Consider the following 25,560-nt stretch of genomic DNA (forward strand, 5'->3'; position numbering starts at 1 on the left):
GAAAGTCCTTTCGCATCAACTTCTGAGGATAAATTCTCGGCATCAAAAAACTGGCCACTATTGTCGACCAGCTAAATAGTATTAACACTCAGCTCTACACTGTAGATGCGAATCATACCGATAATTAAAGGTAGTGCAAACTTTACAGCATCGTAAAATTAACGATACACCATTAGCCATTCTACTTTACTGCCAACCGCCCAAGATTACCCCTGCTGCGGTGGCAATCAATCTGGTTGGCAATAGACAAATTAGGTTTGAAGGATCCACTGTAAGCGTCATAAAGAGAAACTTTCGGTGTCAGCTTATAGACCACACCGGTACGAGGGACCAATTGACTATCAGAGCTATCGGGATTGATGACGAAAGGCCGCCCTTTACCGGCGAAAGCATCAAACTGATCGAAACGTAAACCTGCCAGTACAACCTACTTATCTATCAGCTCAATTGAATTGGGAAGGCATTTGGATGAGAGCGAAAAGTCGCTGAAAGTCACACTCAAGCGTGTATTTGATCAATACGATTGGGCTTTTTACCTGATAATCCTCTGGCAAACCAGAGGCTATTGCACAGGTAATATGAGGTGACTATCAAGGTTAGACCATTAACGGGGCTGACAAATATACACCAATGCAGGAGGGAAATTACGTACCACGCGTATCTTTTTCCACGTGAAATAACGAGATAACAGTGGCTCGGAAAGGTGGCTGTATTGAAATAAGACTAACACTCCGCTGTTAGCGCGTAAGCGCTGCTGAGTTTGCTGCAATATTCTAATACTGATTTTGGTTGGGATCGAGAGTAATGGCAAACAACAAAATACCACATCGTAATTCTGATCCAACTGTTCGGCTGAACGATCAGCTACCTGCAAACGTAAATCTTTAATCTGGTGTAATGCATGAACAAAGTGTGGCTGAATCTCGTAGGCCTGTAAGTGAGACTTTGCTGACATATGTGACAAAATACGCTTTGTCAGCACACCATCAGCAGCCCCTAATTCAGCAATATTAAGGTTTTGGGTCCAATCTACCTGATTCAACATCGCCTGACATAACCAAGGCGAAGAAGGAGCTAACGTACCAACGGTACGTGGTGAGGCAATAAAGCGCTGTAAATAGGAAAACTGACTTTTAAAATTACGCCGGACAGTGTTTAGCATAGCCTCTCCTCGGAAACCCGAATGGACCACAATAACACCTTATATTTATTAAGAGCGCATTAAGATTGCTCTAAGAGTTAATTATTTTTAGCAGATAAATTGATAGTACCGATGGGTAATAATGAAATGTACAGTCTTAGGTTAACAATGACCCATTATTGTTAACCTATTTTTAGAGTCTGATTAAAAAAATATTGCCATATCAATATAGTATCTAAATATTTCACTCACACTAACTTAGGCTTAGAACATTAACGATAAATCTCGGCACTGGCGTTGTAATGGCTGGAATCACCAGGGTTACTGATACCAATGACCCGATAGTGGCTGGCACCATCAGCGCTCGCTTTGGTATTCAATGCTGATTCCACATCCATGGGTGAACCGCTAACATTAGAAAGAGAAATCACCCCCATACTTTGCAATTTAGTGGCTTGTTCTGAGCTAATTTCTTGCGCGGCCAGAGTGGCGAATGAGGTGGTAGTAATAAGTGCAGCGATGATAACAGGTAATAGTTTCATAATATGCTCCAACTGACGGGTTATATGTAACGTCTTGCTGAGGTTAATTATGGGCGGACTAACGCAAGGTGACGTAATGCAATGTAAAGAAGCTCAATCATTGTGAGAGTAATAAGGAGAAAATAAATTAATTTGTGTCATTAGAAAAATAAATCACAAATATTTATGGGAAATCGTCGATGCATTAACACCGCCGCCTGCTGGTAGACCCTATATATTGCAAGATGCAGGCGGCTTGAAAGGTGACGGGTATCAGTCACGCTTTGCTACAATCATCATAATATCACTGGTAAATGAACCATCAGTTTGGATCTCATAATGCTTGATTACACCATCAGATGCTGATTTTTGTAACTCACGGATCGCGATAGCAAAATGCTGTGGAGTACGCATTCTGGCAATCCAACTACTGAACTCCAAATAGAGTCTATCGGAGGTGACTTCATTTATCACTAACCCGGCATCGGTCACTAGTGCCAGCCATTCGCCGGGAGAGTAATTTCGCACATGTGAGGTATCACGTAACACCTCCACGGTCTGTAAATAGATATCCAGCACCGGATGACCGGGGGAAACTACATCCATAAAGATTATCTTTCCGCCGGGGCGTAATACACGTTTAACTTCTCGTAACGCTTGGCCGACATCATGCCAATGATGGGCAGAATAACGGCTGATAACAATATCAAAACTCTGATCATTAAACGGCAATGACTCTGCTAATCCTTGCTGTACTTCAATATTAGTCAGTTCTTTATCTGTTGCCGCCTGACTGACCACTTGCAACATTTGCGCTGAAAGATCATAAGAAACTACAGATTTCACCACTGCCGCAGCGGTAAAACTGGCATGTCCGGCACCACATCCAAGGTCAAGTAAACGGGCATCGCCATCAGATTGCAATAGTGTAGCCAGACGCTGTAAATCTTTACCTTGAGCGTGAACCGCACTGGTCAGATAAGCATTGGCTTGATCGCCAAATTGCCGCTCAACGGCATCTTTATGGCTATTCTGCATGGTCATTACATCCCCTTTTATGGTTTAACCTTCTGATTTAATTTATGTATCCTATTTCCTACAAAACATTACTATGTTTATCTCAAACTAAATCTACTATATACACAAAGCTATTGGAGTTGTAGGCAGACCGCAAGTAAACGCATCTCCATAAGCTTATTCAGGGGTGAGAGCGCCGCTAACCCCCTTAGCACTTCAAATACCAAGGGAATATTATGGTCACACTCAGAGCAATGCATACCGAAGAGCTAAACGACTATCGGAATCTCTTTATTAGTGAGTATGCGCAAGATTTATCATCCAATAGTGGTTATAGCATCGAGCAAGCATTGGATCATGCAACGCAAATTTTTGATGGTTACTTACCAGAGGGTGTTAATACTCCCGGTGACCGTCTGTATTGCATCGAAAATAAGGATGGCGAGAGCGATAATAATGCACTGGTGGGCTATTTATGGTACGGCCAGGCTAACAATGATAGCGCAGCTTTTATTAAAGATTTCTATGTTCTGCCGCAACATCAGCGTAAAGGCTATGGTTCTGCGTGTTTACAGGAATTAGAAAATATACTGGTCGCTCAGGGCATATTTGAGATAAAACTGCGGGTCGCTGCGGATAATCCACAAGCGAAAAGATTGTATGAGCAAATGGCATTTGTAGTAACAGGATTTAATATGTCCAAATCACTGGCAAGAAAACCATAGGGATAAACAGGCGACTACAAGGCGAAAGACAATAAGCAGATAGCGCTTGCATCACTGCAAACGAAAAATAAAAGCCGGAACATCGGACTAACGGTTCATCAGATGGTGGCCTGCGTTAAACTGCTTTATCGTCGCCCATCTGTTGCAGTTGGTTTTTGTAAGATTTCACTTTTTGGCGTTTCTTCATCCAAATGGAAAACGATACAACAAAAATCCCGCCCGCCAGTGTTAACACACCTAACTCATGCTGATAAAACAGCATTATAATGAAATAGATGGCAGAAATGATTGCCACCCATTTAGCCGAATGACCAATAGAGCTTTTCTCATCAGTCAGACGGCGGATACTCTCTTCTTCGCTAATTCCCATGCGCAACCTCCTTAGTGACAAGTGTATAATATTGGGGCAGTTGCATGATAATTCAACATATTTTTCAGTTTTTATTTTGTTCAGTCAAGATAGTGCTAATTGACTACCCCGACTGAATCGATATTGGTTATAAAATAATAATCAGTTCGTATTCGCCACCATCCAGAGCAACTCGTACCCCGTCGGATTGATAGGCGAGTGCCAAACCATTCAATGTCGCCGAACTAATCCCCTGACAGCGCTGGGCCGGACTTTCAACACGAATAACATAGCGCGTGTTAGCCAGATTAACCGTCGCCTCAAATCCCGGCCAACTGGCGGGTATGCAAGGATTAATCACCAGTTCCCCGCCTTCACGCCGGATCCCCAGAATACCTTCCATACCCGCGCGCTGCATCCAGCCCGCAGAACCGGTATACCACGTCCAGCCACCGCGCCCAACATGAGGTGCGACTGAATAGACATCGGCTGCGACCACATAGGGTTCGACTTTGTAACGCGCAATCCCCGCAGGGGTATTGCCATGATTTATCGGATTGAGCAATGCAAACAGGTTGCGGGCCTTATCCCCCTCACCTAATTCAGCAAAGGCTAAAATCACCCACATGGCAGCATGGCTATATTGCCCCCCGTTTTCCCGTAAACCAGGCGGATAGCCTTTGATATAACCAGGATCATCTGGCGTTTTGTCAAAAGGCGGAGTGAATAGCAGTGCCATCCCATCATCGGGACGAATAAGATGTTGTTCCAGTGAAGCCATTGCTTGTACGGCTCGTAGTGGGTCGGCGGCCCCCGATAGCACCGCCCACGACTGGGCAATAGAGTCAATACGGCACTCGTTGCACGCTTTAGATCCCAGCCAACTGCCATTATCAAAGGTTGCACGGCGATACCAGTCGCCATCCCATGCTTCCCGCTCTAATGCCTCGATTAAACCACTGAGATGTTCCTGCCACTGCCTGGCCCGTCGAGGGTCACGCTCGCTCGCTAACGGAATGAGCATTTTCAGCGTTGCCACCAGCAACCAACCCAACCAAACACTCTCCCCTTTTCCCCCTTCACCGACTCGATTCATGCCATCATTCCAGTCACCGGTCCCCATCAGCGGTAAACCAAGCTCTCCGGTCAATTCAATGCATTGATCCAACCCTTTGGCACAATGTTCAAACAGTGAGGCGCTTTCCTGTGCCACCAGTGGCTGGAAGAAAGCATCGTGTTCGCCTGGGTGCAATATCGGCCCTTCGAGGTACGGTACTGTTTCATCCAGCACACCGCTATCACCGCTTGCAAGAATATACGTGGCGGTGGCAAAAGAGAGCCAAACCCGGTCATCAGAGATGCGAGTTCGCACCCCCTGCCCGGAGTGAGGCAACCACCAGTGCTGTACATCACCTTCGATAAATTGTCGCCCGGCGGCGCGCAATAGGTGATGTCGCGTCGTATCCGGTTGAACAAAGGTTAGCGCCATGCCGTCTTGTAATTGATCGCGGAAACCATAAGCGCCACTGGCCTGATAAAATGCCGACCTTGCCCAAACACGGCATGCCAGCGTTTGATAAAGCAGCCAGCCGTTGAGCATGATATCCATCTGCCGATCCGGCGTTTTCACTTGGATAGCCTTCAGCAAGGTACGCCAGTAATCGGTGACGTCACTCAACACCGCATCCAGATTTGCCGTACGGTAACGGGTAATTAAAGCTTGTGCCTCACTCACTGAAGCACACTGGCCGATAAACCACACCACCTCGACCTGTTCACCCACCGCCAGTTCAATCGTTTGTTGCAGCGCACTACAGGGATCAAACCCGGCACCGGTCGTACCGGAAAGCGGTATTATTGCCGATAGGGCTAACGGTGCAGAGCTGTCTCGATAATGTCCGAGGAACTCGCTACGATCGGCGGTCCAGCTAGTTTGCTGTCCATTTAAGTCAGCGAAGGAAACTCTGCCGGGGAAGGCGGTGCTCCAGGGATTTCGCGCCAACATGGCACCGGTTGGTTCATCCATTTCGGTAATAATAAATGGCCCGGTAGCCCCGCGAGAAGTCGCCAGTACCCATTCGGCATAGGCGGTCACCGAGATACGCCGTGGTTTATCCGACATATTGCGCAATGTCAGACGGGATATCTTGATAGGATCCGCCAGCGGCACAAATTGCAGCAGCGTCATGCCAATACCATTAGCCTGATGCTCAAACCGACTATAGCCATGACCGTGGCGAGCGATATAGGTGCCACCATCGCGGATCGGCTGTGCCGTAGGACTCCAGAGCAGCCCAGAGTCTTCATCGCGCAGATACAGGCATTCGCCAGACGAATCGATAACGGGATCATTGAGCCACGGCGTTATCTGGTTTTCTCGGCTATTTTCAGCCCAGGTATAGCCACTACCGGTAGCCGAAACCTGAAAACCGAAGGTCTGATTGGAAATCACATTCACCCAGGGCGCGGGGGTATTTTCCCCATCATTCAGGCAAGTTATATATTCCTGCCCTTGCAAGCCAAACCCTCCCAGACCATTAAAGAACTCCAGATTTTCAGGTAAGGGTAATAAGGTTGCCGTCGGCAAGTTAACCGGTTTGACCAGTGAGAAACTGACTTTCTTATCTGCTGTTAATAACTTTTTATCCTGTGCTAACAGGCGCTTATCTGATGTGAATAACTTTTTATCCGATGCGAACAGCTTTTTATCTGAAGGAACAATTTTCTTGTCCAGAGTGAATAACAGATGGTTGAGTTGATTACCCAATGTGCCATAACGGGCTGATAACACCACCCGAGCAACCGAACGGAGTAGCGATCGAGTCTCTGCACTCATCAGATCAGCACGCAAGGCATAGGCCGAACCTTGTCGTAGCTGATCACCCAAGTGTGGCCGTGACTGGCTACTGCGCACTGCGGTTTCTATAGCGATTTGCAAATCTTGTACATAAGAAGACGCCCGTTCATTGATGATAACCAGATCAACCGCCAAACGTTTCATGCGCCAGTATTCATGTGCGCGCAGTAATTGCCGCACCTGATCAATGTCTTCGATATCATCAATACGCAGCAGAACTATCGGCAAATCACCCGATATGGATTGAGTCCATAATGCTGATTGGGCCCCTGCACCACGTATGATAGTTGTCGATGGCGAACGGAAGCGGGCATCGGCATACAAAATAGGCGCGGCCAGTTGCTGAAAATCTGCCGCCTCCTCAGCTTTAATCTCCAAATGGCGTAACTGCACCTGAGCCTGGGTCCAAGCCAATGTTTTAGCACGATCATACGCACTGCGGTCCCGGTGTTTATCCACCATATCCAGCAAAGCTTCTTTCGATGAAGCAATCAGTGTCCAGAAGGAAACCGTAACCGTCTTGCCCGCCGGTACCAGCAAGCTCTGGCGCAGTGAGAATATCGGATCCAGCACTGTACCCACGGTATTTGACAGTGCCACTCCCACTTGCATGGCAGCCGAGCTAATAACCCGGTTACCGCGACCAATAAACTTGGCCCGATCCGATTCATATTGCAGCTCACTCATCGGCAGGCCATCAGCAACCAAGAAATGCGCCGCCCAGACTTGCGGTTCTTGTGCTGTTCTGGGCCGCCGCGTCGCAATTAATGCACCCAATTCCGCCAGATATTCAGTAACCACAAACATTTTGGCGAATGCCGGATGCGCACTGTCTGCTGCGGCCGCAGTGAGTACCACTTCAGCATAAGAGGTCAGTTCAATCTCCCGCGCACGGCGACCCGTGTTAAGTAACGAGATCCGCCGTACTTCACCATCATCTTCACTGGAGATAAGCACATCCATGGTGCTGGTCAGCGTACCGTCGCGGCAGATAAATTCGGCATGATCCTCACTGAAAATCACCTCACGATGGGAATTATCACTGGCGGCCAGTTGCGCCCCGGCAGACCAACTGCGGCCACTGCGCAAATCACGCAGGAAAATAAAGGAGCCGTAATCATCACAAGTAGTATCTTCCCGCCAGCGAGTGACCGCGACATCCAGCCATCGGCTGTAGCCAGCCCCCGCGCTGGTCAGCATCACAGCATAACGGCCATTGGATAACAGGTGAGTCACGGGTGCTCCAATAACCGGTGAGGACAAGCGGCGAATGGTTGGTAATGCACTGTCTGCCACCGCTGAAAGCAACACCTCCTCGGTCCGAGGATAAGCAATCGCCACATTGCGAGGCATCCGCTCCTGCAACAGTAATTCGCAAGCCTGAATCATTGGCTCATGGTGAAAACGGTTGCGCATCCGTCCTTGCTGTAAGGTATTGGCAATAGCAACAATGGTCATTCCCTGATGGTGCGCCATATAGTTGCGTACAATTACCACCTGCTGATGTTCCGGTAAGCGCGAGCGGGTGAAATCCAGTGCTTCATAGTAACCATAGCGGCCTAACGCACCCATCTCCGCCAGTTTTTCATAGTTTTGCAGCGCACCGTGTGGATCAATCATAGCTGCCAGCCCGGTAGCATAAGGCGCGATTACGGTATTTTCTGATAAACCACGTTTTAACCCCAACCCAGGGACACCAAAGTTAGAATATTGATAAGTAAACTCGATATCACGTGCACTGTACGCCGACTCAGAAATGCCCCACGGGATATTCAAGCTGCGGCCATAAGCCTGTTGCCGTTCAACCACCAGTTGATTCGTTTGTTCCAGCAAGCTGCCCGCCGGCGCGCGCATCACCAGTGAGGGCATCAGGTATTCGAACATCGAGCCAGACCATGAAATCAGCGCAGCCCCTTTACCAATCGGGGTCGCCGCTCGCCCCAGACGGAACCAATGACGGGTCGGTACATCGCCTTTGGCGATAGCAAATAGACTGGCAAGGCGAGCCTCTGAGGCCAGTAAATCGTAGCAACTCGGATCAAGGCTGTTATCCACCAACGAATAACCGATGGATAATAATTTACGCTCGGGATCAAGCAGGAAAGCAAAATCCATCGCCAGCGCCATATGGCGGGATTCAGCAGCCAATTTCAACAACCGATCATTAACTTGCTCCTGCATCTCCTGCGTGAGTTGCTGGTCATATTCATGTTCAGCGGCCGCCAAAATCAGTACTTCAATCCAATAACTCAAATCAATAAATGCATTATCATCAATAGAGCGTGCGACACCATGCACCATCGCTGAGGCTTTGACCAATAACGGTTTTAACGACAGCGGTAACATTTCAGTGTCACCGACTCCCTTTAAATCCATACGGATTTGTTCTAAAACTGCCCACAGCTTACGTTTAAAATCAGCATCACCCGCGGGTAACGCGTTAAAGGATATCTCGGCCAACAACAGGTTATCCATCAACCCCTTAGCGCCGTTAGTCGCCAGCGGTTCTGCCGCCCACTCTTCACAGGTATTGGCCAGCACAATCAAATGCCCGGCTAGGTTGCCACTGTCGACCGAAGAAACATAAGCCGGTTCCAGCGCCCGTAGATCCTGCGTGCCATACCAGTTAAAGAAATGCCCGCGGAAACGCGCCAGTTTATGAAAGGTTTCAAAGGTTGCTTCCAGCCGCATCAAGGTGCGATAGGTACCCGCCCAACCAAAATCGCGAGCAGCCACAGTCGAGAGTAAATACAATCCCATATTGGTCGGTGAAGTGCGGTGTGCCACCACAGGTTTTGGATCTTCCTGAAAGTTATCAGGCGGCAGCATGTTTTCATCAGGCGTAACAAAGGTTTCAAAGAAGCGCCAAGTGCGCCGGGCGGTCAGACGCAACTCGGGGATATCTTCCGCCGTTATCGGTTTATGTTGTGCTACCTGATGGGAGCGACTGACCCACAACGCGATGGCCGGAGCGAAAAACCATATAATGGCAAAGGGTAAAATCAGTGGCCAGGCCAAGGGCGAAACCATCAATGCAATGGCGGCCATCAGCAAACCTAATAGCGTTCCACCCGCCATATGGCGATAAAAACCGGCGACACCGGGGTGGGGTTTACCGGCAGATTGTGCGGCGGTGGTCCACTCCAGTAAATTACGATGGGTAATAAATAGGCGAATTAGCGTGCGGCCAATAGCATCAACCATCTGCCAGGCGTGGTCAGCCAGGAAAATCAATGACAACAACGTCTGACTGCCTGCTCGTTTAGTATCATCGAGTAAAGAACGTAAATGGTTACTCAGCCGAGTATTCTGAGCCGGCCATAATGAGAACAAAATGGGTAGAAAAGAGGGGAACGCGATCAGCAAGATGACTACCAGCACCCCAACCCACGCAGCAGGCATGGGTAGCATCCAACTGCAACCCAGCAACATTAGCGCAAAGGGAGCAACCAGTGAGCGGCGCAAGTTATCCACCATTTTCCAACGGCCCAGCAATGGAACATTTTTGCTGTCTTTGTCGTTCCTGACCACCCAACGCAATAATTGCCAGTCACCCCGCGTCCAGCGATGCTGACGCTTGGTAATTACGTCATAGCGGGCGGGTGACTCTTCCACCACTTCAATATCCGAAGCCAATCCGGCACGGGCAAAAATCCCCTCAAACAGATCATGGCTGAGTAAGGCATTTTCTGGCACCCTGCCGGCCAGCGAGGCTTCAAACGCATCAACATCATAAATACCTTTGCCGGTATAAGAGCCTTCGCCAAACATATCCTGATAAACATCTGAAACTGCGGCAGCGTAAGGGTCCATCCCCCCAGGACCAGAAAATACCCGTTGGTATAACGATCCACCTTTGCCCATCGGCAATGCCAGCGTCACACGCGGCTGAAGGATGCCATAACCATCGATGACCCGCTGCTGGTCTGCACTAAAGCGTGGTTGGTTCAGCGGATGCGCCATTTTGCCAATCAAGCGCAGGGCAGCATCGCGCGGCAGTCGGGTATCGGCATCCAGCGTAATGACATAACGCACATCGGTTGGCACCTGTGGTTCACCGGCGGCGGTGGCAATAAATGAGGTGTCCGTCGCCCCCCGTAACAGGCGGTTAAGTTCATGCAACTTGCCCCGTTTACGCTCCCAGCCCATCCAACGGTTTTCACTTTCATTAAACCTTCGCTGACGGTACAACAGCAGAAAGCGCGGCCCGGCAGGACCGGGGCCATATCGTTGATTAAGCCGTGCAATAGCCTCATCGGCTAATAGCAGTAGTGGGCCATCACTCGGTATGACTTGCTGGTCTGCATCAACCCCATCCAACAACAGAGCAAAGGTAAGAGAACCTGTAGCCCCCGATAAATGATGGACTTCTAGCTGCTCGATTTGCTCCAATAAATCGCTTTTACTGGTGAGCAACGTGGGCACCACCACCAAGGTACGCAATCCATCCGGTACGCCACTGGTTAGCTCCAATCCCGGTAAAATCGTGGCACCAAAGCTCCAGGTGATAACGCGGTTTACCAGGGCAGTTGCCACATCTGTCGCAGGGATAAATGCGATTAAGGTAAATAATACCAGCCAGCCCGTCGCCAGTCCGGGGAAAGAGAGCGCCCACAGCACCAATGCCAGTAATCCGGCAGTGACCAGGAAAATGGCCGCCATAAAACCGCCAACACCAAAGCTGACGCTCAAGCGGCTAAACCACAAACGTATTGAAGGACTGAATCTGAGTTGATTCTCTAATTCACGCCTTCCCGCCCCAATCAAGTGATAGCCTGGGTCACGGCAGCGTTCGACATTCTCTGGTTCTGCGGCCTCAGCTGTAGTCTGTGCGACTTGCAGGGCAAGAGCGGCAATTTCCAGTTCAGTGAAGGTGGAACCTCGGCATAATTGTTCGATGGCACTGCGGTACAAATTGCGGGTTTGAAAATCCATACTGGCGAAGGTGCTGCCCTGGCGTAAGCATTCATCGACCAGGCTTACACTCTCAAACAGATCAGCCCAGTCAATATCCGAGATCAACCGCATACTGGTAATAACATTTCGGACCGAAACGTTAGATGACCCCTGCCGTAGTTGAGCTCGTTGTACAACTTCACTAATCGATAGCCCTTGTAATTGAAGGCGATCTTCCAGCCAGCCCAATGCTGGCGTGGTGCGTGGGTCTTGATCACGTAACCGCTTTGCCAATTGAGATGCAAATTGCTCAGATAAAGGCTCACTGGATCGCACCGTAATATCAGACTCCAGAGCCAATCGGCTATCGCCGGCGTCCAATAAGCGATTCGCCAGCGCCTCAGCATCTGCCCGATCTTTACGACCTTGAGTTATCTGATCAGCCAGACGGCGTAAATTCTCTATCAGCACAATACGCAGCGTAATCGCCACCGCCCAGAGTTCACCAATAGTCAGCGGTTGAACACGCTGATACGCCATAATAAAACGGCATAATACATCCGGGTCCAGATGGCTGTCAGTGTGCGCCACAAAAGCCCAGGTAATGCCAAATACCCGTGGATAGCCAGCGAAGGGGCCGTCGGCCAGCTTCGGCAATTGACGGTAATAACCCGGCGGCAAATCATCACGGATCTCGCGGATCTGCTCTTCAACCAGATGATAATTATCCAACAGCCACTCAGCCGCAGGGACTACTGCGCGGCCCTTTTCCAGTTCTGCGGCACTGGCCCGATATGCTGCCAGCAGCGTATTGGCATTATCATTCAGGCGGGCATGCAGAGTAGATACCCGTGGTGGGTGGGTAGTTATCGACTGCGCTTTGGCAAGGCTCTCAGCATGCTGTTCCAATCGCTCCACACTGAATAGCTCATCCCTTACAGGTGCAGTATCATGCCAAGGGGGAGTCGCTGCGGTGGGTGATCCAAGAATAGCCTTTAGAAATAATTTCATAGGTACCTTTCTGGTCGGGTGCTCATACAGTCTGATGGCAATCTGCATAATGAAAAGTCGGGAATAGCCGTTAAAAGGCGTATCCAAACGGATTGCTCAGGTGAGCTTCCTGAGCCGTGCGAGCCGCGTGATATTGAGCAGAAAACGCCTTACAGGCAGAATGCTGTCAAAAATGCCGAGTGAAGGTGGAAAGCAAAAGACGGATACACCAAAGTATCCAGTCATAAAAAAGGGGCGAGTAAAGGCTGACGATACGCAATAAACGTACGACAGCAAAAAAGCTGAATAGTATTAACTATAGCCCAAAGGAGAAATTAAGGATCAGGGCATAAAATGAGAGAAATAAATCAAAAGGTTACATTAACAGCAGGTACTGTAATTTAAATACCTGCCGCCTTGCCACTATTACACAGACTGTTGGTAATCACCCCATACTTTCAGAAACTAGATGCTGTCTTGAAATTTTCGTGCCTTGGCAGTTTGCTGTTTCTCTAACTCAAAAATGGCGCGTTGCAGCCCTTTTTCTTGGATTGGACTCAGACGAGGAAATTTAAAACTCAAGCGTTGTACTGTGAGGGTTTCACCTTTGTTATTCACTACCTGTTTATCAATGGCCCGGATAAACTGCAGGTCCAGCTTAAAAACACCAAAACCACATAAATCCACTGAGGCATCTCGTAATATACCGCATTCCTGAAGGGGGAACTCACTGCCTTTCACTGCATACAGACCCATGCCCCCCAGGGAAATATCCCCTAATGTGTACGAGAAATTACTGCCATCAGTAAATTTCCCAGAACAATAATAAGGGGGCCATTGAGGAATGTTTACACGAAAATATTCCCGCCGTTGGATAAAATAAAGCTGCTCAGGAATAGCCGAGCTAAAGGCAGGTAGTGATAAATATTTTATTTCTTTCAGTGAATTACAAGTAAATTCAATTTTTGCGCCCGTAGGTTCTGCAATAATAGTCAATTGATTAGCAGCAAGGGCCAGACGGTTCTCGTGTTCTACACTACCAAAATCAAAAATAAACTGATTCGTCTCAGGTACCACATCCAGAATACGGCTGATAAATTGTCCGCGCGCATGCATAACCATCACTGCGGTATCGTTCTTCTTTAAATCTCGAAGAATTGCACAGATCGCTAATTTATTCGTTTTGACAAAATTTTCTTTAGACGTTTCGCTCACCTGCCATTCCCCATCTTTAATTTATTGCTCTGGCTACCCAGATTATTTTAATGAGCATATAAGTATCAGTATAGTTATCGGCAGATGCTTGAATTACTTTAATTATTTTTATAAAAAAACCGAAAGTTTAATTTCCACCCCAGGATTTCAAGATATAAGAAACCCGCATAGGCTTTGAATACGCTGTTGGACTGAACCAGACCAATATCCTTTACAACTAATCTTAAACGGAGAGCACTAGAGAGAGAACGTGGCAATTGATAAAAATTTGTGATCCAGGCAGCATTAAATCATCAGTCTGACTTGTACATTATTAACGCTCAAATTAGACATTTGAGTCATTTTTTATACCAATGAAATTTTAATAATTAATTATCAATGAATTACAAAAATATTCATGATACAAGCCGCCCTCTGAATAGGTATAAAAATGGTATATAAAAATCTGGTAACAAATATTCGAAAATTAATAAATCATCAGGATATTTCGCTGGGTGATTGCTTACCATCAGAAATTCAGTTAGCAGAGCGTTTTGGTGCATCACGAATGACAGTCAGAAAAGCACTGGATGTCTTAATTCAAGATGGTTTACTGGAACGGCAACAAGGGCGAGGGACATTTATTATCGGGAAAGATCTTAAACATGATAATAATCATCTGAACAGTTTCACCGAACAGATGAAAATGCTCGGCAAGACACCACATACTGAAGTTTCTGAGTTCAAAATTATTAGGGCATCGCAAGACATTGCCAGTCAGTTAAACATCAATCAAGACGATAAAATATATTATATCAAACGATTACGTTATGCTGACAAACAGATTATTCAGATAGAAGAGAGTTATCTGCCAGTCTCTCTGATGCCGGATTTAACTTACCATCATCTTGAATCATCTAAATATGACTTTATTGAAAAACATGCTAATTATCAGATTGAAGGTTGCCGGCAGACATTTTTACCTATTGTCGCCAGTCAGGAGTTTGCCCTGCAACTCCATTGCGACCCACGTACCCTGCTGCTGCAATTACTCGCCGTATCCAATGGAACTGACGGAGTCGTGGTAGATTTTTCGGTGATAACCTTTAATCCGGTTGATTATAAAGTCAGTTACTATCTCAAGCGCCATCCGCTAGATTAAAGGGTTGATTAGTGCATTAATCCTTTTTATCAGTAGATTAATGCACCAGAAGAAATATCAATAAGCCTAGCCCGGTAATAAACTCCCCAAACCAATAAATAGCCCGGCGATTGTGGCACTCATCAGATTAGATAATGTTGCCGCCAGTAGTGCACGGAATCCTAAGCGCGCAATTTCAGATGATCTTTCGGGTGCAACAGCACTGAAAGCGCCCACCACGACAGCAATTGAGCCAAAGTTGGCAAAACCACACAACGCAAAAGAGATAACTGCAATCGTTTTTACATCTAATGTCGCTATGGTTTCTTTCAGATAAGGAGAGAAACTCAAATAGGCTACGAACTCATTAATGGCTAATTTCTGGCCGATAAAACCACCCGCCAGTGAAGCATGTTCCCAAGATACGCCCATAATATAAGCCAGAGGCGAGAACACATAGCCAAGGATACTTTCCAGACTGAGCTGTTCGAAACCAAAGATGCCGCCAATTCCGCCAATAATGCCGTTAATTAACGCAATTAATGCAACAAATGCCATCACGACGGTGGCAACCCCAACGGCAATTTTTAACCCCAGCATGGCACCGCTGGCTGCGGCTTCGATAATACTGGCAGGGCGTTTGTCACTGAATGTCATCTCATTGAATTCAACTTTTGACTCTTCTGTCGCCGGGCTGATAATACGCGCAAACAATATCCCGCCAGGGATAGCCATTAACGAAGCAGCCAACAAATATTCAATCGGAACCCCAAGCCCGGCATAGCCCACCAACATAGAACCCGCGATGGATGCCATACCGCTACAGATAACGGTAAACAGTTCATTGCTGTTCATCTTATTAATAAAGGGTTTAACTACCGCTGGGATCTCATTCTGACCAAGGAAGATAGTGGTGACAGCGGCAAATGACTCTACTTTACTGATACCGAGTAACTTTTGAAATATAGAACCGAGAATATTAATTAGCCATCCCATAATGCCGAGATAATAAAGAATAGAAATTAATGAAGTGATGAAAATAATGGCCGGCAGGACATGAAAAGCAAAAACAAAACCGGCGCCATCAAATAACTCATTCATTTTTGGGCTAACTAAACCACCAAAAATAAATGCGCTACCTGCGTCACTATATGAAATAACTCTATTCACTGTATTAGCAATCGAAGAGATAAACCACTTTCCAGCAGGAACATAGAGCATGACTGCACCCAATGTTATTTGCAATAATAATGCAGCCCCGACGGTCCGTAATCTTATCTTTCTTTTATTTACTGAAAAAACATAGGCGATAAACAATAAAATGCATATCCCCGCCAAACTACGCAATAAATCCATAACCCCCCCGAAGTACCTCGAAGTTCCTATATAGATAGCTCATGCTCGAAAAGGTGCCCCTCGGACAACAAATGTGTCAGGGCACCTCAAAGATATGAGCAAGTATTTTGTAATAAGGACAATATTTAAAGCGTGTTACCGTTCTTTATTAAATAATGCTCTGATAGGAGCAGGCAATTTTGGCAGCTAACTGCGCATTATTAAATACCAACTGTATGTTAGCGTTTAAACTGTCACCACCGGTTAATTCAGCTACTCTGGCCAACAGGAATGGCGTACTTTCTTTACCAATAACCCCCTGCTCTTCTGATTCTTTTACTGCCTGATCAATGGCTGCATTGATCATCTCTTCGGGTAAAGCATATTGTGGTGGGATGGGGTTGGCAACAACCATTCCTCCACGCAGGCCGATACTCCATTTGGCATTCATTGCTGCCGCAATTTGCTCAGCACTGTCTAAGGTAATACTGACCTCAAACGGGCTGGTCCGACAGAAAAAAGCGGGCAGTGACCGAGTCTGATAACCAATAACCGGCACCCCATTAGTTTCCAGATATTCCATGGTTAGACCTAAGTCCAAAATAGATTTAGCGCCGGCGCAAACCACCGTCACATTAGTTTTCGCCAACTCCTGTAAATCGGCGGAAATATCAAATGTGGTGGCCGCACCACGGTGTACACCACCAATACCGCCGGTCGCAAAAACCTTAATCTTCGCCATTTGTGCAATAATCATGGTGGAAGCCACTGTTGTAGCACCATGTTGTCCATTTGCTATCACAAAAGGCAAATCACGACGGCTGACTTTCATAATGCTATGGCCTTCCTTGCCCAGCAATTCTATTTCGTCACGGGATAGGCCCGCTTTCATCCGGCCGTTTATAACGGCAATAGTGGCAGGAACAGCGCCATTCTCACGAATTTTCTGCTCTACCAGTAACGCTGTTTCTACATTTTGTGGGTAAGGCATCCCATGAGAAATAATGGTAGATTCTAATGCGACGACGGCTTTATTTTGCGCCAAAGCCTGTGCAACCTCTGGTGATATATCTAAATAAGATTGTGCCATTGCGTTATTTGTCATGGTTGTAATTCCAATAGTTTTTTAACACTGCCATTTGACAGATTGGGGTTATTAGTCAGTTCCGAAGAGAGCGTTAATGCTGAGCACCCTTGAGCAAAACGGATACTCTCAGCAAATTCCATGTCATCCAGCCAGCAACTTGCTAAACCAGACATCATCGCGTCTCCGGCCCCGGTAACATTCACAATGTTGATATTCAGTGGCAATGACCAGCCAACCTGTCCATCAATTTCACTGAAATAAACCCCCTCTTTTCCCATACTTAATGCCAGGCGCTGGACGCCTTGTTGGTGAAACCAGTGCGCCACCACCGGAATATCATCGTGGCTGTTAATTTTCATGCCACTGAGTATCTCTGCTTCCAGACGATTAGGTTTCAGCGTGTGAATATGGGATAACCAGTTTTTAATTCTGGGTGCTTTGAATGCTGAAACCGTATCGACGAATACAGGAACATTACCGGCATTGGTAAATATCCATGAGAGGGCTTCTTCGGTTAAATTACAGTCGACGACTAATATTCCCGCGTGTTGAATTATCTCTTTGGTGGTTGCTAATAATGACGGCGTTAGTTTTTCTAATATGCGCATATCATTAATCGCCACCAACATTTCGCCACCATCATCGAGTAACGAAACATAAGTAGAGGTATTTTCACCGTGCAAACTGTGGCAATTACTGACATTGACACCGGCGCGTTTAGCCTCATCAATCAGGGTCGCACCATAAAAATCATCTCCCACCACCGAGATGAGATGGCACTCTTTGCCTAATAGCGCAATATTTTCAGCAATATTTCGCCCAACACCGCCTGGGGTGCATTTTATTTTCCCTGGGTTGGAATCTTCATAAATGAGCTTACTGGCTGCATAACCACAAACATCCATATTTACCGAGCCAACCACCACCACATAACTGTGCTCAGATAATATATATCCCTTTCCTTTGATATAACCTTTTTGCATTAGATTCATAATGTGACCCGCCACCCCCGAGCGACTAATGCCTAGAATATCGGCAATTTCTTGCTGGGGGATCAATGGATCTCGTCTCAGAAGCTGCAATATTTGTTTTTCTCGGCTGGTCATAATGGACACTTGTTTGTTTTTAAACATGTGCTTGTTTTATTATTTTGACTAAATAGAGTAAAGCGTATTTTATTACTCTATTTCAAAGTTGAGAGAACGATCGTAAGCGTGTTTTCAAGCAGTTACAGCACATTTTCTGTGAGGTAACTCAAGTTCTTCCGATAGGAAAATAAGTTTTAAATAGTAATATTCTGACAGGAAGGATATTCCACTAAAAATAAAGATAGATAATCAAGAGGATAACAATACACGCAGAAGCAACCCAACAAGTGTTTGGTTGTCTATTTTTGGGTAGGTAAATTGATGAGTAGCCATAAACGCGTTACATCGAATAATGATCTATTTCACACTTAAAGGCTGATACTTCACAGGGAGATTAACCAGAGAAAAAAATAAAACGACAGCAGCAGCCAGATGTCGTTTTACTGTATATGTTCTATCTGGTAATTAGCTACGCACTAAATCGTCGCCATAGCCAATCCACTTATAGGTTGTCAATGCATCCAACCCCATCGGGCCACGGGCATGAAGTTTTTGTGTACTTACTGCCACTTCAGCGCCTAAACCAAACTGGCCGCCATCGGTGAAACGGGTGCTGGCATTGACATAAACTGCCGATGAATCCACCGCCCGGACAAAATGTTCCGCGCTACTGAGTGAGCGGGTCAGAATAGCATCAGAATGGCTGGTGCCATGCTCGCGAATATGGTCAATAGCAGCATTGATATTAGCCACAATCTCCACATTCAAATCCAGAGATAACCATTCATCGTCATAATCAGCAGCTTCAACAGCCACTACCTTGGCCTTACCTTCGGTCAGATACGGCAGCGCCTGCGGGCTGGCATGCAGTGTCACGCCAAAGGCATGCATTCGGGTACTGAGTACAGGCAGGAAGCGCTCTGCAATAGCTTGATGAACCAGCAAGGTTTCCAATGAGTTACACGCACTTGGCCGCTGAACTTTGGCGTTTTCAATCACTAATAACGCTTTCTCAAAATCAGCACTTTCATCCACAAAGGTATGACAAACCCCAATACCACCGGTAATCACCGGAATGGTTGATTGCTCACGGCACAGTTTATGTAAACCAGCCCCACCCCGTGGAATCAACATATCGACATAGCGATCCATACGCAGTAACTGATTTACCAATTCCCGATCAGGGCTTTCAATCGCCTGCACTGCCGCCGCGGGTAAGCCGCACTGTTCCAGTGCCTGCTGGATAACCTTCACGGTTGCCTGATTAGTGTGATGAGTCTCTTTGCCACCCCGCAAAATCACGGCATTGCCGGTTTTCAAGCAGAGGCTGGCGACATCAATCGTAACGTTAGGACGTGCTTCATAAATGACACCAATCACCCCCAGAGGCACACGGCGGCGTTCCAGCTTTAAGCCACTGTCAAGTAGGCTGCCATCAATAACGCGGCCCACAGGGTCATTCAGGCGGCATACCTGACGCACATCATTAGCAATAGCCGCTAAGCGTGCCGGGGTCAATAACAGCCGATCGAGCAGCGCCTCACTCATGCCCGTATCACGTGCAGCCTGCATATCTTGCTCGTTGGCATGCAAAATAGCCTGACTTTCAGATTCCAACAGGTTAGCTATTACTGCCAGCGCCTGATTTTTCTTTGCCGTGCTCAACATTGCCAACTGCCAGGAAGCCTGTTTGGCGGCTTTCCCCATCTGTTCCAGCATGCTCATGCTCGCTCCTTAGCTAACAATCATATCGTCACGATGAACCGCCACCGGGCCATATTCGTACCCGAGGATTTCACTGATTTGTTGCGAGTGATGCCCCGCTAACATGCGCAGCGCATCGCTGTTATAGCGTGATACACCGTGGGCCAAATCCCGCCCGCCAAGATTGCGGATACGGATCACTTCACCACGGGAGAAATCCCCTTGAACACTGCGAATACCTTTGGGCAGCAGCGAACTGCCGCGCTCCATAATAGCGGCTACAGCCCCATCATCGACCGTAATTTCACCCGCTGGCGGTGCACCAAAAATCCAGCGTTTACGGTTTTCCAACGGGGTTTCCAGTGCATGGAAGCGAGTACCAACCGGCGTGCCATCAATCACATTCGCAATAACACCGGACTGACTGCCCGCGGCAATAATCACATCAATACCAGCGCGGCAGGCAACATCTGCTGCTTGCAGTTTAGTGGCCATACCACCAGTGCCAAGGCCTGAGACACTATCGCCAGCAACTCCGCGCAAAGCATCATCGATACCATGCACTTCGCGAATAAGCTCAGCTTCAGGATTGTTACGCGGATCAGCCGTGTATAACCCCGCCTGATCGGTCAGTAACAGTAGCTTATCGGCACCGGCAAGAATGGCTGCCAGTGCCGAGAGATTATCGTTATCGCCTACTTTGATTTCAGCGGTGGCGACAGCATCATTCTCATTGATTACCGGCACGATGCGGTTATCCAGCAAGGCATTCATGGTGTCACGGGCATTGAGAAAACGCTCTCTGTCTTCCAAATCAGCACGGGTCAGTAACATCTGACCGATATGGATGCCATAGATGGAAAACAGCTGTTCCCAGAGCTGGATTAGCCGGCTTTGCCCGACTGCGGCTAACAGTTGCTTTGAGGCAATAGTGGCAGGCAATTCTGGATAACCCAAGTGTTCACGCCCGGCGGCAATCGCCCCGGAGGTGACAATAACAATACGATGACCTTTTGCGTGTTGCTGGGCACATTGGCGCACCAGTTCAACAATATGGGCACGGTTAAGACGACGGGAACCGCCGGTCAGAACACTCGTCCCCAATTTCACAACCAATGTCTGGCTGCCACTCATAATTTTTCTGCCATTGGGATGAATTAAAGAAACAATATATACCCAAAGTAATTGGAGTTGCAGTATGGCTGCCAGCGAACTCATCCCGATGAGCTTATTCATGTAAGAACAAATGTGACTCGGGTGAATGAACGTAGCTAACAACCCTGCGGCTCTATGTACGAAGGGGATGGGTCTTTGTAGCAGGCGGGAGGCATAATGCCAACAGTCAGAATGAGAAATTCCCCCTTTTATTGTGCTAAAGGGGGAATATTCTATTTAATTAGGCATTAACAAACAGACTTCTAAGCGGACAACTTCAGCGGCTGATCGCTAAAATGCTGCGCTGGCTCCAATCTCATTTCAATTGAAGTCAACATCTCAGCAAGGCGTTTATGGAAACCACGCAGCGTGGTCTCCAGTTTCTCTTGTATTTCAGGATCTTTAATCTTTTCCGCTTTCCAACTGCCTTCTTTATTAAACAGGCCGAACTGGTAAACGTAGGTAAAATGGTCTTCTGCCGGTTCCAACTCTATCCACCAGCCCCAAAACTCACGTTTCTCGGGGGCAAGCTTCACATTGACGCAAACAGCTAAACAGTCAAAGAAAAAATGGTCACTCTGGCACTGCCCTTCACGCAGATATGGTCCTAAAGCGGCAAAACGTTTCATAAGCTTACTTTTAGGATGAGCACTGGTCGACGTCATTCTTAAATCTCCTTATATAGACGATCCTTTTTAGCAAACTGTTAAAAATTAGCAACTCATTAACGCATTTTATCTTCTAACCACTCACTGGCTTGCAATAATGCACGGTGGAAATTGTCGTACAGCGGCGTTGATGATATAGGTAATAGCTTGCCATCCGCCGAGGAAGAACAGATTAACTTCGCCTCTTCTTTCGGGCTGAATGGATCATTTTCCCAGTAGCCCGCCAACATAGGTGTTTGGCAACGCCGCCCCAGCAACCCCTGTGTTTTCAGCGAATAGCGGTTCATTTCTGTTCTAAGCGTTTCATCTGCCGCATCAGCCATTCCCAATCGGCTGGCCATAACATCCATATACATATCTGGCACCTGGCGCTGGCTGTCAGCGTTACACAGAAGATAATGCACAATCGGCCCAAGGCATGCCACAGCACGCACCCGCTGCGGCTCTAAATACCCCAGGCGCACCGCTACGTTGGCACCGAAACGGAAACCGAAAACACTGACTCGCTGATGATCAACCCAAGGGATATCCGGCAATGCCTGCAATACTTGCTGATGCAGATAACTGGTGTCCTGCGTTAACTTCCAACGCGACGAAGCCCCCACCGATGGCATGTCCACCGTCAACATGGCTATCCCTTTCGGGGCCAGATAGTCACGGAACAGGCGATGATAGTCACTTTGCAATGTATCCAACCCACCACACATCAATACCGTTGGGAATGGCGCACTGCCAACAGTCGGCATATGCAGGAACCCCGCCAGCGTACCGCCATCTGAAATCGCGAAATTAAGCTCTTTCAGGTTATACGGCAGGTGTTCAGCGGCGGCTTCATAGGCGCGGTTTGATAACACCTCGACTTGCTCGGCCAGCTCATCACCTTTCAGATGTGGGTAACCCGCAATGCTGTATAAATTGGCCGCATTTAACCAGTATTGACCAGCATTCAATGGGTCAGTCTCTTCCATGGCTTTTTGCTGCCACAGCATCCCCTGATGGGCCCACTCATAAATCCAGTTACCATTGCGATAGCCCACCACGGTATCTAGCAGTTCGTTATCGCTGTGTTCTGCCTTTGAACAGGCAATGCGTGACAACACTTCTTCTATTTCAAGGGGATCAACACCGCGCCAGGTCCATATCAAACGGTTGATCATCCGATACCAATGGCTGGTGGTATCACCGTCCAAGGCAGAATGTACCGTCATAGGATGGTTGCAGTGAGCATGCCGCACGAGAGTTGAAGTTTCAGGATGCTTGAACTTTGGTTTAAACAGAATTTCAGAGAGGTTGGCTTGTGCCATGGTAACGATAGCCTCCATAAGCCGTGATTCAGGCCCGATAAGGGCTGGTCAGATGGGGTCAAGTGTACTCATACTGCGGAGAAAATGAAACGCCCGGAGCTGACCAGGCGTTTAAAGCCAACTAAATTACTTACCGCTTAAAGGAGCAACAAAGGTTACAGCCATATCCCACGGCTGCTCAATCCAGGTGCCCTGAGGAATATCAACCACATAATCATCAACTAATGGGCGACCAGCAGGTTTGGCGAAAATAGTAACAAAGTGTGCCTTCGGATACATCTCACGGATAGCTTTCGCAGTGCCGCCAGTATCAACCAAATCATCAATCACAATAAAGCCTTCGCCGTCACCTTCAGCACGTTTCAGGACTTTAAGCTCGCCTTGGTTATCATGGTTATAACTGGCGATGCAAACGGTGTCGACATAACGAATACCCAGCTCACGCGCCAGAATACCCGCAGGCACCAAACCACCACGGCTTACCGCAATAATCCCTTTCCATTGATCGGCTGGCAGTAAACGCTGTGCCAGTTTGCGGGCGTGAATTTGCAACATATCCCAGGTAACGACGTATTTTTCGCTCATAAAGTGTAATCCCAGCCAGTAAAGGAGTGGCTTGCCATGTATCAGAAGGGGAAAAAAGGTTGCGCGAGATTATAGTGAGCCAGCCGGATAAAAACCAGCAATTATCGGGTTAATTAATCGGGTCTAATGCGGTAATTGTGCGGCGAAACGCGCGTAATGCCGATGAAAGTGATATTCTCAAACCATCTCGCCATTCCGATGGCGGTTTGTCACTACCCTTAAAATCTTTAGTCATCAACCCGATAGCATCTCTGACATCTTCATCCTGAGGTTGCCGATATGAGCATGCTGTTACAGGAGACTTACAGTGTCTGAACTGTCTCAACTTTCGCCTCAGCCGTTGTGGGATATTTTCGCAAAAATCTGCTCAATCCCCCATCCGTCTTACCATGAAGAAGCGCTGGCGCAGCACATTATGACGTGGGCCAAAGAAAAAGGTCTGCACGCTGAGCGTGACAAGGTCGGTAATATCTTGCTGCGTAAGCCTGCTACCAAAGGGATGGAGAACCGTAAGCCAGTTGCGCTGCAAGCTCATCTGGATATGGTTCCGCAGAAGAATAATGATACGGTACATGACTTTACCAAAGATCCTATCCAACCATATATCGACGGTGAATGGGTTAAAGCCCGTGGCACCACATTGGGTGCGGATAACGGCATTGGTATGGCTTCTGCGCTGGCCGTATTGTCTGATGACAGCGTTGAACATGGCCCACTGGAAGTGTTACTGACCATGACCGAAGAAGCCGGTATGGATGGTGCCTTCGGCCTGCAACCTAATTGGTTGAAAGCCGATATTCTGATTAATACCGATTCTGAACAGGAAGGTGAAATCTATATGGGTTGCGCTGGTGGTATTGATTTTATCACCACTCTGGCCCTGAAGCGCGAAGCCGTTCCTGCTGGGTTCCAAACCCTGAAACTGACCTTAAAAGGCCTTAAAGGTGGTCACTCCGGTGCGGATATCCATTTAGGTTTAGGCAATGCCAACAAGCTGCTGGCCCGCTTCCTGTTTGAACACGCAAAAGATCTGGATCTGCGCGTATTGGACCTCAATGGCGGTACATTGCGTAACGCTATCCCGCGTGAGGGTTCGGTGATCCTGGCAGTTAGTGCAGATAAAGTCGATCAATTGAAAAGCCTTAGTCAGGCGTATCTGGCAACGTTGAAAAACGAGCTGGCGGCGGTGGAAAAAAATCTGGCACTCCTGCTCGAACCGGTATCCACTGAGACAAAAGCGCTGACTAAAGACACACAGCAGCGTTTAGTGGCACTGCTGAATGCCACGCCAAACGGTGTAATTCGCATGAGTGATGCCGTTAAAGGCGTGGTTGAGACCTCACTGAATGTCGGTGTGGTTACCATGAATGAGAACGAAGCAGAAATCATCTGTCTGATTCGTTCCCTGATCGACAGCGGCAAAGATTACGTGGTGAGCATGCTGACGGCAATTGGTCAGTTGGCTGGTGCACAAACGCTACCGAAAGGCGGTTACCCTGGCTGGCAGCCGGACCCAACCTCTCCTGTCATGGCATTGGTGCGGGAAACATACCAAAAACTGTTCAACAAAACACCGAACATCATGGTTATCCACGCGGGTCTGGAGTGTGGTTTATTCAAAAAACCTTACCCGGATATGGATATGGTGTCGATTGGGCCAACCATGACCGGCCCACATTCACCGGATGAACAAGTTCATATCGAAAGCGTTGGTCAATATTGGCAGTTACTGACCGCCCTGCTAAAAGCCATTCCAGAACGGGCATAAACAAATCTGATTGATCTTTATGTGATAACGGCGGT

At 47.6% G+C, this 25,560-nt stretch carries 17 protein-coding genes and 1 pseudogene; 3 read left to right on the forward strand and 15 right to left on the reverse strand.

Translation table 11 applies throughout. From position 1 onward, the window contains the following. Window positions 1-226: 226 nt before the first annotated feature. From V1953_RS16225 to V1953_RS16240, 4 genes and pseudogenes are all read right to left on the reverse strand, one after another. Window positions 227-427: pseudogene (locus tag V1953_RS16225) on the reverse strand (TonB-dependent receptor domain-containing protein); the annotation flags it as partial. A 177-nt stretch (window positions 428-604) separates the two neighbouring features. Continuing rightward, window positions 605-1,162: a class I SAM-dependent methyltransferase gene (locus V1953_RS16230; protein ID WP_083160097.1), complete on the reverse strand. Its 558-nt coding sequence runs from the start codon at window positions 1,160-1,162 to the stop codon at window positions 605-607. A gap of 251 nt (window positions 1,163-1,413) precedes the next feature. Further along, the gene (locus tag V1953_RS16235; protein WP_083160099.1) at window positions 1,414-1,683 is read right to left on the reverse strand and encodes a YdgH/BhsA/McbA-like domain containing protein; all 270 of its coding nucleotides are present in this window, start codon (window positions 1,681-1,683) and stop codon (window positions 1,414-1,416) included. Between the two features lie 252 nt (window positions 1,684-1,935). Further along, window positions 1,936-2,706 (reverse strand): class I SAM-dependent methyltransferase, encoded by a 771-nt coding sequence (locus V1953_RS16240; protein ID WP_372558166.1) that lies wholly within the window; start codon window positions 2,704-2,706, stop codon window positions 1,936-1,938. A 209-nt stretch (window positions 2,707-2,915) separates the two neighbouring features. Between V1953_RS16240 and V1953_RS16245 the strand changes: the two genes are divergently transcribed. Then, on the forward strand, window positions 2,916-3,404 hold the full coding sequence (locus V1953_RS16245) for a GNAT family N-acetyltransferase (RefSeq protein ID WP_083160102.1): 489 nt from the start codon (window positions 2,916-2,918) through the stop codon (window positions 3,402-3,404). A 115-nt stretch (window positions 3,405-3,519) separates the two neighbouring features. On the opposite strand, the gene V1953_RS16250 is transcribed toward V1953_RS16245, so the two are convergent. The 3 genes from V1953_RS16250 to V1953_RS16260 all read right to left on the reverse strand — a co-directional run bounded on the left by V1953_RS16250 (window position 3,520) and on the right by V1953_RS16260 (window position 13,711). Further along, window positions 3,520-3,774 (reverse strand): hypothetical protein, encoded by a 255-nt coding sequence (locus tag V1953_RS16250; RefSeq protein ID WP_083160103.1) that lies wholly within the window; start codon window positions 3,772-3,774, stop codon window positions 3,520-3,522. A gap of 127 nt (window positions 3,775-3,901) precedes the next feature. After that, window positions 3,902-12,517, reverse strand: coding sequence for a GH36-type glycosyl hydrolase domain-containing protein (locus V1953_RS16255; protein ID WP_442851125.1), 8,616 nt, complete (start codon window positions 12,515-12,517; stop codon window positions 3,902-3,904). A gap of 444 nt (window positions 12,518-12,961) precedes the next feature. After that, window positions 12,962-13,711, reverse strand: coding sequence for a flagellar brake protein (locus tag V1953_RS16260; protein ID WP_083160107.1), 750 nt, complete (start codon window positions 13,709-13,711; stop codon window positions 12,962-12,964). Between the two features lie 430 nt (window positions 13,712-14,141). On the opposite strand from V1953_RS16260, the gene V1953_RS16265 reads away from it, so the two are divergent. Next, window positions 14,142-14,852 (forward strand): GntR family transcriptional regulator, encoded by a 711-nt coding sequence (locus V1953_RS16265; RefSeq protein ID WP_083160109.1) that lies wholly within the window; start codon window positions 14,142-14,144, stop codon window positions 14,850-14,852. Window positions 14,853-14,918: 66 nt separating this feature from the next. On the opposite strand, the gene V1953_RS16270 is transcribed toward V1953_RS16265, so the two are convergent. From V1953_RS16270 to gpt, 8 genes are all read right to left on the reverse strand, one after another. Continuing rightward, the gene (locus tag V1953_RS16270; protein ID WP_083160111.1) at window positions 14,919-16,187 is read right to left on the reverse strand and encodes a NupC/NupG family nucleoside CNT transporter; all 1,269 of its coding nucleotides are present in this window, start codon (window positions 16,185-16,187) and stop codon (window positions 14,919-14,921) included. A 148-nt stretch (window positions 16,188-16,335) separates the two neighbouring features. Continuing rightward, on the reverse strand, window positions 16,336-17,271 hold the full coding sequence (locus V1953_RS16275; RefSeq protein ID WP_083160113.1) for a pseudouridine-5'-phosphate glycosidase: 936 nt from the start codon (window positions 17,269-17,271) through the stop codon (window positions 16,336-16,338). Continuing rightward, on the reverse strand, window positions 17,268-18,386 hold the full coding sequence (locus tag V1953_RS16280) for a PfkB family carbohydrate kinase (protein ID WP_372568751.1): 1,119 nt from the start codon (window positions 18,384-18,386) through the stop codon (window positions 17,268-17,270). The genes V1953_RS16275 and V1953_RS16280 overlap by 4 nt, the downstream gene beginning before the upstream one ends. Before the next feature lie 420 nt (window positions 18,387-18,806). Continuing rightward, window positions 18,807-20,060 carry a glutamate-5-semialdehyde dehydrogenase gene (gene proA, locus V1953_RS16285; protein ID WP_193784836.1) on the reverse strand — a complete coding sequence of 418 codons (1,254 nt, stop codon included), beginning with the start codon at window positions 20,058-20,060 and terminating at the stop codon, window positions 18,807-18,809. 15 nt (window positions 20,061-20,075) lie between these two features. Continuing rightward, on the reverse strand, window positions 20,076-21,179 hold the full coding sequence (gene proB, locus V1953_RS16290) for a glutamate 5-kinase (protein WP_083163836.1): 1,104 nt from the start codon (window positions 21,177-21,179) through the stop codon (window positions 20,076-20,078). A gap of 284 nt (window positions 21,180-21,463) precedes the next feature. Further along, on the reverse strand, window positions 21,464-21,865 hold the full coding sequence (gene crl, locus V1953_RS16295) for a sigma factor-binding protein Crl (protein WP_083160119.1): 402 nt from the start codon (window positions 21,863-21,865) through the stop codon (window positions 21,464-21,466). Between the two features lie 59 nt (window positions 21,866-21,924). Next, window positions 21,925-23,172 (reverse strand): esterase FrsA, encoded by a 1,248-nt coding sequence (gene frsA, locus V1953_RS16300; RefSeq protein ID WP_372568750.1) that lies wholly within the window; start codon window positions 23,170-23,172, stop codon window positions 21,925-21,927. Window positions 23,173-23,298: 126 nt separating this feature from the next. Beyond that, window positions 23,299-23,757, reverse strand: a complete 459-nt coding sequence (gene gpt / locus V1953_RS16305) for a xanthine phosphoribosyltransferase (RefSeq protein WP_083160123.1) — start codon at window positions 23,755-23,757, stop codon at window positions 23,299-23,301. A 307-nt stretch (window positions 23,758-24,064) separates the two neighbouring features. Between gpt and pepD the strand changes: the two genes are divergently transcribed. Then, window positions 24,065-25,525, forward strand: a complete 1,461-nt coding sequence (gene pepD / locus V1953_RS16310; protein WP_083160125.1) for a beta-Ala-His dipeptidase — start codon at window positions 24,065-24,067, stop codon at window positions 25,523-25,525. Window positions 25,526-25,560 lie beyond the last annotated feature (35 nt).

Origin of the sequence: Yersinia sp. 2541 StPb PI, assembly GCF_052217145.1 — a bacterium.
Classification (GTDB): domain Bacteria; phylum Pseudomonadota; class Gammaproteobacteria; order Enterobacterales; family Enterobacteriaceae; genus Yersinia; species Yersinia enterocolitica_E.